Here is a 13,484-nt window from a genome sequence, read left to right on the forward strand (position 1 = left end):
TTATTGTATTGTTATCAAGAAAGGTGGAGGGAATAGACCCTGCGAAACCTTAGCAACCCTTTGTTTACAAAGAAGGTGCTACATTCTACAATTTGAATTTTAAAAAATCAAATAGATAGATAACCCAAGTAAGACTTCCCAGAAAAACACATTTCTTTTTAACATATCAATTTTTAGCAAATTAAATTTTGCATGAACTTGAATTGATATTTAAGAAATGAAACATTTAAAATATTTATCTCCAAGCGATATAACCTTAGAGAATGGTGTAAATCAAACCATAACATTATCTTACCAAATCTTTGGTAAGCCTTTAGAAACGGCTCCTATTGTTATGGTAAATCATGCGCTTACTGGCAATAGTAATGTTACAGGAGAAACAGGTTGGTGGGCAGATTTAATTGGTGATAACAAAGTAATAAATACAAAAAAGTATACGGTTTTAGCCTTTAACATTCCAGGTAACGGTTATGATGGAATTGAGATTGATAACTATAAAGACTTTATTGCTAGAGATATTGCAAGAATCTTTTTGCTGGGGTTAAAAAAGCTTAACATTGATAAACTATATGCTTTAATTGGGGGGTCTTTAGGAGGAGGAATTGCTTGGGAAATGGCATTTTTGTCGCCAAATCTTACCGAATATTTAATTCCCGTAGCTACCGATTGGAAATCTACCGATTGGTTAATTGCCAATTGTCAAATTCAAGAACAATTTTTAGTTAATTCCAACAATCCAGTACACGATGCACGCATGCATGCGATGTTGTGTTACAGAACACCACAATCGTTTAAAGAGCGTTTTCAGCGTAGTAAAAATGATGATTTAGAAATCTTTAATGTTGAAAGTTGGTTGTTGCATCATGGAAAAAAATTACAAGAGCGTTTTCAACTATCGGCTTACAAACTCATGAATCAATTGCTAAAAAGTATCGATGTTACTCATGATAGAGGCGATAATGTAAATGTGTTGGATAGTATAAAATCTAACATCGCCATTGTTGGTGTAGATTCTGATTTGTTTTTTACAGCCGAGGAAAACCGAGAAACTCAACGTCAATTGGCATTAACGCATCCTAATGTGACCTATAGTGAAATTCACTCCAGCCACGGGCACGATGCCTTTTTAATAGAATTTAAACAATTAGAACAAATTATAGAAGGCATTTTTAGGCCTGAAACCAAAAACAAAAGAATGAAAGTATTAAAATTTGGAGGAAAATCGCTTGCCAATGGCGACGGATTAAACCGTGTGTTGTCAATTATAGAGGATAAAGTAAGTGAAGGCGAGCGTATAGCGGTTGTGGTTTCGGCTAGAGGAAAAGCAACCGACACCTTGGAGACTATTTTGGAGAAAGCTGCTAAAAAACAAGACTATAAAACTGCTTTTGAAGCGTTTAAAAACTATCAAATAGAACCTCTGCCAAGTATTGATTTTACTGAAGAGTTTTCAGAATTAAACAACATTTTTGAAGGCGTTAAGTTGCTAGGTGATTATAGCGATAAAATTAAGGCCCAAGTATTGTCGTATGGCGAATTATTATCTGTGAAATTGATTTCAGAAATACTAAAATCAAAAGGCATTAATGCTAATTCAACAGATGCGAGAGCCTTAATAAAAACCGATGCCAATTATATAAATGCGCAACCTCTTGATAAGCAATCTAAAGACAACGTTTTGTCACATTTTAAAAGCTACAATGGTACAACTGTAAACGTTGTAACAGGGTTTATTGGTTCTAATCAAAATGGAGAAACTACCTTGTTGGGCAGAAATGGAAGTAATTATTCTGCCTCATTATTGGCCAGCTATTTAGATGCCGAAGAATTGCAAAACTATACGCATGTAAATGGTATTTACACAGCAAACCCAGATTTGGTAGAAGATGCACAAAAAATTAGGGAATTATCCTTTAACGAAGCTAACGAATTGGCGAACTTTGGAACAAGCGTTTTACATGCTAAAACCATTATTCCCCTTGTTGAAAAAAACATCAGCCTTCGTATTTTAAATACGTTTAACCCTGAGGATGAAGGGACGTTAATCACAGCAAAAACAAGCAATAAAGAGGTGACGTCCTTATCGGTTCTAGAAGACGTTGCACTTATAAATTTAGAAGGTCGTGGTTTGTTAGGCAAAGTGGGTGTTGATGCGAGAATTTTTAAAGCGTTGAGCAATTACGGTATTAGTGTGAGTATTGTGTCTCAAGGATCTTCCGAAAGAGGTATTGGTTTGGTTATAAATTCCGAACAAGCTACACAAGCTGTTATTGCTTTGGAGCGTGAGTTTGAAACCGATTTCTACGCAAAGAATGTCAATAAAATTGGAGTGGTAGATGATGTCGCAGTCCTTTCCATTATTGGTATCGAGTTGAGCTCGTTCCATAAACCATTTAACGCATTAATTAAAAATCAAATCACGCCACTGTTGTTCAATAATACGGTTACAGGACGTAATGTGAGTTTGGTGGTTAAAAAAACACAATTACACAAAGCGGTTAATGTAATTCATGGTGAAATTTTCGGTATTTCAAAAAAGATAAACATCGCCATTTTTGGTCATGGACTGGTTGGTGGTGCTTTGATTAATCAAGTTTTAAAATCTAAAACAGAGATTGAAAAACGCAAAGGCATTAACTTAAATGTTTTCGCCATTGCCAACTCTAAAAAACTGCTGTTAGCAAAACATGGTGTTTCAAAAAACTGGAAAACCGAAATTACATCAGCTCAAGAAGATTATAGCATTCAAGACGTTATTGAGTTTGCCAAGGCGCATCATTTTGAAAATCTTATTGCTGTTGATAATACAGCAAGCAAAATATTTCATAAGAATTATAAGCCTTTGGTAGAAGCAGGTTTCGATTTGGTGTCGTCCAATAAAATTGCCAACACCATTTCACACAATTTCTATGCAGATTTACGCCAACATTTAAAAGACAATAACAAACAATACTTGTACGAAACTACAGTTGGTGCAGGCTTGCCGCTAATAGACACTATTAAGCTATTGCATGAATCTGGAGAGAATATTACACGCATTCGTGGTGTGTTTTCAGGAACGTTAAGTTACTTGTTCAATAATTTTTCGATTCAGGATAAACCATTTAGTACCATTGTTCAAGAAACGATTGATAAAGGCTTTACCGAACCAGATCCACGAGAAGATTTTTCAGGAAATGATGTAGCAAGGAAACTACTTATTCTAGCTCGCGAATTGGATTTAATAAACGAGTTTGATGATGTTGCTGTTCAAAATTTAATACCTGAAGCATATCGTGATATTTCGGTTGCAGAGTTTTTACAGCAACTGGATGTTCTTGATTCAGCATTTCAGAATATAAAAGATACACAACAACCAAACCATGTATTGCGATATGTTGGTGATTTATCTGGAGATTTACAACAAGATAAAGGGAATTTAGAAGTAAAATTGGTGTCAATTCCTAAAAATAGCGCTTTAGGACAAGTAAAAGGAGCTGACGCCATTTTTGAAATTTTCACCGAATCGTATGGCGAGCACCCAATCGTAATTCAAGGGGCTGGAGCAGGTGCAGAAGTAACTGCAAGAGGCGTTTTTGGAGATATTTTACGCCTTTCAAAACATATTAATTAAAAGAAAAAAATTAAAGATAATGAGCAAGGAAAACCATTTTGAAACCCAAGCTATACGCACACAAATGGAGCGTTCACAATATTTAGAGCATTCAACGCCATTGCACTTAACCAGTAGTTTTGTGTTTGAAGATGCCGAAGATATGCGTGCCTCATTTTCAGAAGAAAAGGAACGCAATATTTATAGCCGTTTTACAAATCCAAACACATCAGAGTTTGTAGATAAGATTTGCAAGTTAGAGGGCGCCGAAGCCGGCTATGCCTATGCAACAGGCATGTCTGCCGTGTTTTCAACATTTGCTGCTTTGTTAAATGCTGGAGATCATGTAGTGTCTTGCCGAAGCGTTTTTGGATCAACACATAGTTTGTTTACCAAATTTTTACCAAAATGGAATATAGAAACCAGTTATTTTAAAGTGAATGAAGTTGATAATATTGAAAGCCTTATTCAATCAAACACTAAAATTCTTTATGCCGAAACACCAACCAACCCTGCTGTTGATATTTTAGACTTGGAATTATTAGGAAACATTGCCAAAAAGCACAATCTACTATTAATAATTGACAATTGTTTTGCAACACCCTATTTGCAAAACCCAATTAAATTTGGAGCAGACTTAGTCATTCACTCAGCAACTAAATTAATAGATGGTCAAGGTCGTGTTTTAGGTGGTGTTACTGTTGGTAAAGCCAATTTGATTAGAGAGGTTTATTTGTTTTCAAGAAATACCGGCCCTGCTTTGTCGCCATTTAATGCGTGGGTATTATCAAAAAGTTTGGAGACGCTTTCAGTTCGTGTAGATAGGCATTGCGAAAATGCGTTAAAAGTAGCAGAGTTTTTAGAGTCGCATAAAAATGTGCAATTGGTAAAGTATCCATTTTTAAAATCGCATCCACAATACGACATAGCCAAAAAGCAAATGAAAAAAGGCGGTAATATTGTAGCTTTTGAAATAAAAGGAGGTATTGAAGCCGGAAGGCAATTTTTAAACAAATTGCAATTATTGTTATTGTCGGCAAACTTAGGCGACACTAGAAGTATTGCCACACATCCGGCATCAACTACGCATAGTAAATTAAGTGAAGTTGATAGATTAGAAGTCGGAATTACAGATGGTTTAGTGAGAGTTTCAGTTGGATTAGAGCATACCGACGATATTATAAGTGATTTAAAACAAGCATTAGGTTGATTTGAGAATTTGGTTATCTTTGAAAATATGCTTTCAAAGAAAACAAAATATGGTCTTAAAGCACTAACCTATTTAGCCAAACAGGAAGGAAATCAACCTGTTCAAATTAGTGCCATTTCTAAAGATGAAAATATTTCTAGAAAATTTTTGGAAAGTATTTTATTGACTTTAAGAAAAAATGGCTTTTTAGGTTCTAAAAAAGGGAAGCTTGGTGGCTACTACTTGCTTAAAGACCCTAAAGACATTAAGATGTCTTCAGTCATGAGAATTCTTGAAGGCCCAATAGCTATGGTGCCATGCGTGAGTTTAAATTTTTATGAAAAATGCGATGATTGCCCAGACGAAACAGCATGTACAGTTCATAATTTAATGACAGAAGTAAGAGATAGCACACTCCATATTTTTAACAATACATCATTAGCCGATTTAATTAAGTAATTAAGTGAATTTTAACCTTGTCAGATTAAATATTTTATATAGTTTTGTTCTTAATTCCTATTATTCCGATAGGATTTAAGTAAAATAAAATAAAAAATGATTAAACATAGCATTGACATTGAGTTTTGGAATAAAGAATTAAAAGATAAAACCCCCAATGAAATTATAAGTTGGGCTTTAAAACTCACAGATAATAGATTAGTAACAACAAGTTTTGGTGTATATTCTTCCGTTTTGTTGAGTACCATCACAAGGCACGTGAATGATATTAAGGTTATCTGGTGTGATACCTTGTATAATACAAAAGAAACCTACGAGCATGCATCTAGTTTAATTAAACAGTACAATCTAAATATTTATCGTTATCAGGCATTAATTACTAAAGAAGAAGTGGAAGCAACTATTGGATTTCCTAGTGTTGAAGATGAAAATTTTGAAGCGTTTTCAGAAACAGTAAAACTAGAACCCTTTAGAAGAGCTTTAAAAGAGCATCAACCCGAAGTATGGTTTACAAATATTAGAGTGCGCCAAACTGAGCTACGAAATAAAAAAGACATCCTAAGTTTTAGTAAAGAAGGAATTTTAAAAGTGAGTCCTTTTTACTATTGGACAGATGCCGACTTAGATAATTATGTAGCAGAACATGGGTTGCAAAAAAATCATGATTATTTCGATCCGGTAAAAGCCTTACAAAATAGAGAGTGTGGGATTCACCTACAATAACATTAAAAGCATGTTATGCAGAGTTTTAGAACAGAAATAGAAAACCCCGTTGTGGAGAAAGACATTATAGAGTTAGCTAATAAAATTGAGCTATTTCATAATGGAAAGATTGATGAGGAAAAATTCCGAAGTTTACGTTTGGCACGTGGCGTTTACGGACAAAGGCAACAAGGTGTGCAAATGATTCGTATTAAACTACCTTACGGAAAGGTTTTAAGTAAGCAGTTACGAAGAATAGCAGACGTTTCTGATGAGTATTCTCGTGGACGATTGCATATTACCACGCGTCAAGACATACAAATTCATTATGTCGATTTAGATCGAACCCCAGAATTGTGGGCGGAGTTAGAACGCGATGAGGTAACCCTTCGTGAAGCTTGTGGTAATACTGTAAGAAATGTAACAGCAAGTGAAACTGCTGGAATTGACGTAAACGAACCTTTTGATGTATCGCCTTATGCAGATGCGTTGTTTAAATTCTTTTTACGACACCCTATTTGTCAAGAAATGGGACGAAAGTTTAAAGTGTCTTTTTCGGCTTCAGATGAAGATACAGGATTGTCTTATATGCATGATTTAGGTTTTATTGCTAAAATAAACAATGGTGTTCGTGGCTTTAAAGTTATGCTTGGTGGCGGATTAGGTTCGCAACCACGTCATGCCGATGTGCTTTATGAGTTTTTGCCCTCAGATAAGATTATACCCGTTATGGAAGGGGTGTTAAGAGTTTTTGATCGACATGGCGAACGTAAAAGTCGTGCAAAAGCACGTATGAAATTCTTAATAAAAGCTATTGGTTTAGAAGAATTCAAGCGTCTTGTAAAAGAAGAACAAAAAGCAATAGAATTCGCTTCTGTTCCAATAGATACAGAACATTATCCGGTTTCAAAACCAGTAAATGTTTTAGTACCAAAAGTTGTTATAAAAGATGAAAAAGCATTTCAAACATGGAAAAGTACTAACGTTATTCAGCAAAAACAAGAAGGATATGTAGCGATTGGAATTAAAGTGTTGTTAGGTGATTTTTACACAGACAAAGCACGATTGTTAGCTAATTTAGTTGAAGATTATGCAGCAGGAGAAATACGATTAAGCTTACGCCAAAACATATTAATTCCGTTTGTAAAAGAAGATTTATTACCATATTTCTATCAAGAATTATCCAAATTAGGGTTTGCAGAAGTTGGTTATAACAAAGCGGTAGATATTACAGCTTGCCCAGGAACTGACACGTGTAATTTAGGAATAGCAAGCAGTACTGGGATAGCCGAAGAGTTAGAGCGTGTAATTAAAACTGAATATCCACAATATTTAAAAAATAACGATTTAATTATAAAAATAAGTGGTTGTATGAATGCCTGTGGACAACACAATATGGCAAATATTGGGTTTCAAGGGATGTCAATTCGTACACCTGATAAATTAGTAGCTCCAGCTTTACAAGTGCTTTTAGGCGGTGGAAACAGAGGAAATGGGCAAGGCATTTTTGCGGATAAAGTAGTGAAGGTTCCTAGTCGTCGTGGTCCTGAAGCTTTAAGGAGAATCTTAAATGATTATGAGGAGAATGCAAAAAATGAGTCTTTTTTGGATTATTATTTAGCCAAAGGGCAAATGTATTTTTATGAGATGCTTACAGATTTGTCCGATGTAAGCAATTTAACCCAAGAAGATTTTATTGATTGGGGAACAAATCATAAATATGTTAAAGCGATTGGTGTTGGTGAATGTGCAGGTGTGGTTATTGATTTAATTTCAACCTTATTTTTAGAAAGCCAAGAGAAAATTGAGCTTGCTGAAGAAGCATTTCAGAATAAGGTGTATTCTCATGCTATTTATCATGCCTATAATTCTATGGTAAATTCAGCAAAGGCCATTTTGTTAACCGAAAATAAAACAACCAATACTCAAGCAGGAATTATCAGTCAGTTTGATAAAGATTTTGTAGAAACAAAACGAGTGGATTTAGATATTTCTTTTTCAGATTTGATTTATCAAATAAAAGTACACGCACCATCAGTTGCTTTTGCAAAACAATATTTAGAAAATGCTCAATCATTTTTAAGTATAGTAAAGGCTTATAGAAAAAAGGAACAGAAAGTGGCTAGTTAAAACATGGAAGTATGAAGAAGGTTAAAACAAAAAAACCCACATTAACGGTGGTTGGTGCTGGTCCAGGAGATCCGGAATTAATTACTTTAAAAGCGATTAAAGCAATAAAATCAGCAGATGTAATTCTATATGATGCATTAATTAATGAAGATTTGTTGAGTTATGCTTCAGATCATGCTGAAATGATCTATGTTGGTAAGCGTAAAGGATGCTACTCATTTCAACAAGAGCAAATTAACGAGTTAATCGTTCAGCGAGCGCTAACAAAAGGGCATGTTGTAAGACTAAAAGGAGGTGATTCTTTTGTGTTTGGTCGTGGTGCAGAAGAGATTGACTATGTGAAACCTTTTGGTTTAGAAACTTTTGTGGTGCCTGGTATTTCTTCAGCATTAGCAGTGCCTGCATTTCAAGGAATTCCGTTAACAAAACGTGGTGCTTCAGAAAGTTTTTGGGTTATCACTGGTACAACCAAATCGCATAATATGTCTAATGATATTGTGCTTGCAGCAAAGTCTACAGCAACAGTTGTTATCCTAATGGGAATGGGAAAATTACGACAAATCATGGATGTCTTTACAGCCCAAGGTAAAGCAAAAACTGCTGTTGGAATTATTCAAAACGGAACAACAAAAGATGAAAAATTTGGTGTTGGAACTGTAGATACGATTTGTGATGTTGTAAAACAACAACAACTGTCAAACCCTGCAATTATTGTAGTTGGTGATGTTGTAAAACAGCGTGTTGCACTAAGTTCAATCGCTAAACAAGTAGAAACTTTAAAAGTAGCTTAACCATGAATGAGAGAAACAATTTATACCCAATTTTTATAAAAATGCATAGCATTAATACACTAATTGTTGGTGGTGGGTATGTGGCTTTAGAAAAATTAACGTTTTTACTTAAATCTAGTCCCAATGCCAAAGTAACTATGATTGCTAATTTTTTTAGACCAAATGTTATAACATTAGCAAAACAGTTTGATGTTAAGTTAATCAAAATGTCTTATCACGAGTCGTTTTTATTAGATCAAGATTTAATCATTGCAGCGACAGACAAACCAGAAGTCAATAAGCAAATTTACAACGATGCAAAAGCAAATCACATATTAGTAAATGTAGCAGATACACCAGAGTTATGCGATTTTTATTTAGGCGGAATAGTTACCAAAGGAAATGTGAAAGTAGCTATTTCTACCAATGGGAAATCGCCAACAACAGCCAAACGTTTACGACAATTTTTTGAAGATGTGATTCCAGAAAATATAGACGATTTAGTACAAAATTTAAACCGATTTAGAAAAACAATAAAAGGCGATTTTGAGCACAAAGTTCAAACGTTAAACAATGTGACTAAAACATTAATTTCAAACAAACATATTTAAGCATGATTAAAACCGATATATTAATAATAGGCGCAGGACCAACCGGATTATTTACCGTGTTTGAAGCAGGATTATTAAAATTAAAATGCCATTTAATAGATGCATTAGCACAGCCAGGTGGACAATGTTCAGAGATTTATCCAAAGAAACCAATTTATGATATTCCAGGTTTTCCAGAAGTCTTGGCAGGTGATTTAACTAAAAACCTTCTAGAACAAGGCAAGCAGTTCGAGCCGGGATTTACATTAGGAGAACGCGCAGATACTATTGAAAAGTTAGAAGACGGGACATTTATTGTTACAACAAATAAAGGAACCAAACATCATGCGCCTGTAGTAGCTATTGCTGGAGGATTAGGAAGCTTTGAACCTAGAAAACCTAAAATTGACAATCTGGAATTTTACGAAGACAAAGGCGTAGAGTATTTTATTAAAGACCCAGAGGTATATCGCAATAAAAAAGTGGTTATTTCTGGTGGAGGAGATTCTGCTTTAGATTGGAGTATTTTTCTAGCTGATATAGCTTCAGAGGTAACTTTGGTTCACCGTAGAAATGAATTTAGAGGTGCTTTAGATTCTGTCGAAAAAGTGAGAGAATTAAAGCTATTAGGAAAAATAAATTTAGTGACGCCCGCTGAGGTAACAACCATTCATGGTAATCAAAATGTTGAAGGTGTAACAATCGAAAAAGAAGGCGAGAACATACTTTTAGAAGCGGATCATTTTATTCCGCTGTTTGGTCTATCACCAAAACTAGGGCCTATTTCAAATTGGGGGTTAGAAATTGAAAAAAATGCCATAAAAGTCGATACGTTAGATTATCAAACCAACATTCCTGGAATTTTTGCTATAGGCGATGTTAATACGTACGAAGGTAAATTAAAGTTGATTTTATGTGGTTTCCATGAAGCAACACTAATGTGCCAATCAGCTTATAAAATTATAAACCCTGGAAAAAAATATGTGTTAAAATATACAACTGTAAGTGGGGTAGATGGTTTTGATGGAAGTAGAAAAGAAGCACCAAAAGCCGTGGTGCAAGCTATAAATTAAAAATTAGTTGCTGTATATTTAGTTGTAATTCCTCGTGGTAATTTATGTTGCTGCGGGGTTTTATTTTAATTAAATCTTAAAGCTTGTGTATATCCAAAAATGGAATAGTAATTTTACAGTTTATAAGAGCGAAATATGCAAATCAATTTAAGAATTAAAGAAACGGTACCCGACTTTACCAAACGATTGTTTTATATGCTTTTTGATAATGAACAAAAGCAACAGCAGGAACTTAAAGCGCTTGAAACAGTTTTTAAAACGGTAGTCTCTGAAATAACAGATAAAGAGCCCAAAAAAATATGGGAAGACTTTAAAAATAAATTACCAGAAATTAAACATAAAATTCAACTGGATGCATTAGCGACAGAAAAAAACGATCCAGCTTGCAAGAGTTTGGAGGAAATTTACTTAGCTTATCCTGGATTTCACGCTATTGCTACCCATAGAATGAGCCATGAACTCTTTAAATTAGGCGTGCCAATTGTAGCAAGAATGATGAGCGAATGTATTCATGGCAAAACAGGAATTGACATTCATCCTGGAGCCACTATTGGAGAATCCTTTTTTATCGACCATGGTACAGGAATTGTAATAGGAGAAACCAGTATTATTAAAAATAATGTCAAGATTTTTCAAGGAGTTACCTTAGGAGGGCTATCTGTAAAGAAAAGTTTAGCGCAAACAAAACGTCACCCCACCATTGAAAATAATGTAACCATTTATGCCAACGCTACAATTTTAGGCGGTGACATTGTAATTGGTGAAAATAGTATTATTGGCGCTAATGTATGGATAACACAATCGGTGCCGCCAAATTCTTTAGTAACCTACAAATCAGAAATAAAAATTAGTACTAGAAATCATGATAAATAGCCAGTCTATAACCGATTTAATAGGAAATACGCCATTAATAGAAGCCAAAAATATCTTAAAAAATGAAGGCGTCAGATTGTTTTTAAAACTTGAAGGAAAAAACCCTGGCGGAAGTGTAAAAGATCGTGCTGCTTTCAATATGATTTCTGAAGCTTTAAAACGAGGCGATATAAAAAAAGGCGATACCTTGGTAGAAGCTACAAGCGGTAATACCGGAATTGCTTTGGCATTTATTTCAAAATTGCTAGGCGTAAAAATGATTTTAGTAATGCCAGAAAATTCTACCCAAGAGCGTATAAAAACTATGCGTGCTTATGGCGCAGAGCTTATTTTAACCTCAGCAGACGACGGGATTGAAGGCTCACGGGATTTAGCAGAACAACTCCATAAAGAAAAAGGCTATTTTATGCTTAACCAATTTGCGAATAATGATAATTGGCAAGCACACTATAAAACAACAGGCCCAGAAATTTGGCGAGACACTAATGGCGAAATCACTCATTTTGTGTCGGCAATGGGAACCACAGGAACCATAATGGGCGTGTCAACATTTCTAAAAGAAAAAAAACCAAACGTAGCAATAGTCGGTGCGCAACCTAAAGACGGCGCAAAAATTCCAGGTATTCGTAAATGGCCAGAAGCTTATTTACCCAAAATATTCAATAGAGATAAAGTAGATCAAATTGTAGAAGTAGGCGAAAAAGACGCACGAGAAATGGCCAACAGACTGGCAAAAGAAGAAGGTGTGTTTGCAGGGATGAGTAGTGGTGGTGCTGTGGCTTCTGCTCTTAAAGTTTCAGAGACTATAGAGTCAGGGGTAATTGTTGCCATTATTTGCGATATAGGCGATAGATATTTGTCTTCAGATTTATTTGAATAAATATTGCTATTCAACTTTTTATTACGTTACTTTGTCCCTTAGTTCATAATCTTAATGATGTTATCACGAAAGGCAGAGGGAATAGACCCGACGAAGCCTTAGCAACCCTTTAATTTTAAAGAAGGTGCTAAATTCTACCCCACAATTGGGACAGATAACCCGAGAATTATTCTTCTCTCTTTTCATGATGACATTTTAAAAAATATAAAATGTCAGACATTTTTAAAATATTACAACACCGAATTTTAGTATTAGATGGCGCTATGGGAACCATGTTACAGCGTTATAATTTTACTGAAAACGATTTTCGTGGTTCACGATTTAAAGATTTTAAACATTCATTAAAAGGTAATAACGATTTATTATCCTTAACGCAGCCCGAAGCTATTGCACAAGTTCATGCTAAATACTTTGAAGCAGGTGCCGACATTGTCGAAACCAATACATTTTCTAGTACAACCATTGGTATGACCGATTACCATATGGAAGACTTGGTGTATGAGTTAAATTACGAATCCGCTAAAATAGCCAAACAAGTCGCAGACGAATTCACTAAGCAAAATCCTGAAAAACCACGCTTTGTGGCTGGAAGTATTGGGCCAACTAATCGCACAGCAAGTTTATCGCCAGATGTTAACAGACCAGAATTTAGAGCAATAACGTTTGAAGAATTGCGTATGGCCTACAAACAACAGGTAGAAGCTTTAGTCGATGGTGGTGCCGATATACTGCTAGTAGAAACTGTTTTCGACACTTTAAACGCAAAAGCAGCATTATTCGCCATACAAGAAGTTAAGGAAGAGCATAATATTGATATTCCTGTTATGGTATCAGGAACTATTACCGACGCTTCTGGAAGAACACTTTCAGGACAAACCGTAGAAGCATTTTTAATTTCCATTTCTCATATACCGTTGTTAAGTGTTGGTTTTAATTGTGCACTTGGTGCAGACCAATTACAACCGTATTTAAAACGATTGTCTCACGAAACCGATTTTTTTACATCGGCACATCCAAACGCTGGATTGCCAAATGCGTTTGGGGAGTATGATCAAACCGCTAAACAGATGCAACAACTTATAGAAAACTATTTAAAAGATGGTTTGGTAAATATTATAGGCGGTTGTTGCGGTACCACACCAGAACATATAAAAGCCATTGCCGAAGTGGCGGCTAAATATAAACCAAGAACTGTCGGTTCGAGCGCAGTCAAGAACTTTTAAAGT

General features: G+C 35.1%; 11 protein-coding genes and 2 riboswitches. All 11 genes read left to right on the forward strand.

Annotated features, from left to right (window positions below; genetic code table 11):
• Positions 1–8: 8 nt before the first annotated feature.
• A riboswitch (SAM riboswitch) is annotated at positions 9–126 on the forward strand.
• Between the two features lie 91 nt (positions 127–217).
• The 11 genes from thrA (at position 218) to EJA19_RS08480 (ending at position 13,481) form a co-directional block, all read left to right on the forward strand.
• Positions 218–3,613, forward strand: a complete 3,396-nt coding sequence (gene thrA / locus EJA19_RS08430) for a bifunctional aspartate kinase/homoserine dehydrogenase I (RefSeq protein WP_125467923.1) — start codon at positions 218–220, stop codon at positions 3,611–3,613.
• A 19-nt stretch (positions 3,614–3,632) separates the two neighbouring features.
• Positions 3,633–4,802, forward strand: coding sequence for a trans-sulfuration enzyme family protein (locus EJA19_RS08435; RefSeq protein ID WP_125467924.1), 1,170 nt, complete (start codon positions 3,633–3,635; stop codon positions 4,800–4,802).
• Positions 4,803–4,829: 27 nt separating this feature from the next.
• Positions 4,830–5,240, forward strand: a complete 411-nt coding sequence (locus EJA19_RS08440; RefSeq protein ID WP_125467925.1) for an RrF2 family transcriptional regulator — start codon at positions 4,830–4,832, stop codon at positions 5,238–5,240.
• A gap of 96 nt (positions 5,241–5,336) precedes the next feature.
• Positions 5,337–5,963: a phosphoadenosine phosphosulfate reductase domain-containing protein gene (locus tag EJA19_RS08445; protein WP_125467926.1), complete on the forward strand. Its 627-nt coding sequence runs from the start codon at positions 5,337–5,339 to the stop codon at positions 5,961–5,963.
• A gap of 15 nt (positions 5,964–5,978) precedes the next feature.
• Positions 5,979–8,072 (forward strand): HEPN domain-containing protein, encoded by a 2,094-nt coding sequence (locus EJA19_RS08450; RefSeq protein ID WP_125467927.1) that lies wholly within the window; start codon positions 5,979–5,981, stop codon positions 8,070–8,072.
• Positions 8,073–8,083: 11 nt separating this feature from the next.
• Positions 8,084–8,863 carry a uroporphyrinogen-III C-methyltransferase gene (gene cobA / locus EJA19_RS08455; RefSeq protein WP_125467928.1) on the forward strand — a complete coding sequence of 260 codons (780 nt, stop codon included), beginning with the start codon at positions 8,084–8,086 and terminating at the stop codon, positions 8,861–8,863.
• Between the two features lie 2 nt (positions 8,864–8,865).
• The gene (locus EJA19_RS08460) at positions 8,866–9,453 is read left to right on the forward strand and encodes a precorrin-2 dehydrogenase/sirohydrochlorin ferrochelatase family protein (RefSeq protein ID WP_125467929.1); all 588 of its coding nucleotides are present in this window, start codon (positions 8,866–8,868) and stop codon (positions 9,451–9,453) included.
• A gap of 2 nt (positions 9,454–9,455) precedes the next feature.
• On the forward strand, positions 9,456–10,505 hold the full coding sequence (locus EJA19_RS08465; RefSeq protein ID WP_125467930.1) for an NAD(P)/FAD-dependent oxidoreductase: 1,050 nt from the start codon (positions 9,456–9,458) through the stop codon (positions 10,503–10,505).
• Positions 10,506–10,640: 135 nt separating this feature from the next.
• Positions 10,641–11,378 carry a serine O-acetyltransferase EpsC gene (gene epsC, locus EJA19_RS08470; protein ID WP_125467931.1) on the forward strand — a complete coding sequence of 246 codons (738 nt, stop codon included), beginning with the start codon at positions 10,641–10,643 and terminating at the stop codon, positions 11,376–11,378.
• Complete coding sequence (gene cysM, locus EJA19_RS08475) at positions 11,368–12,258, forward strand: cysteine synthase CysM (RefSeq protein WP_125467932.1); 891 nt, start codon at positions 11,368–11,370, stop codon at positions 12,256–12,258. Before epsC ends, cysM begins: the two co-directional genes overlap by 11 nt.
• A gap of 57 nt (positions 12,259–12,315) precedes the next feature.
• Positions 12,316–12,419: riboswitch (SAM riboswitch) on the forward strand.
• 48 nt (positions 12,420–12,467) lie between these two features.
• Positions 12,468–13,481 (forward strand): homocysteine S-methyltransferase family protein, encoded by a 1,014-nt coding sequence (locus EJA19_RS08480; protein WP_125467933.1) that lies wholly within the window; start codon positions 12,468–12,470, stop codon positions 13,479–13,481.
• Positions 13,482–13,484: the final 3 nt, after the last annotated feature.

Origin of the sequence: Mangrovimonas spongiae, from assembly GCF_003944795.1 — a bacterium.
In the GTDB taxonomy this organism is placed as follows: Bacteria; Bacteroidota; Bacteroidia; order Flavobacteriales; family Flavobacteriaceae; genus Mangrovimonas; species Mangrovimonas spongiae.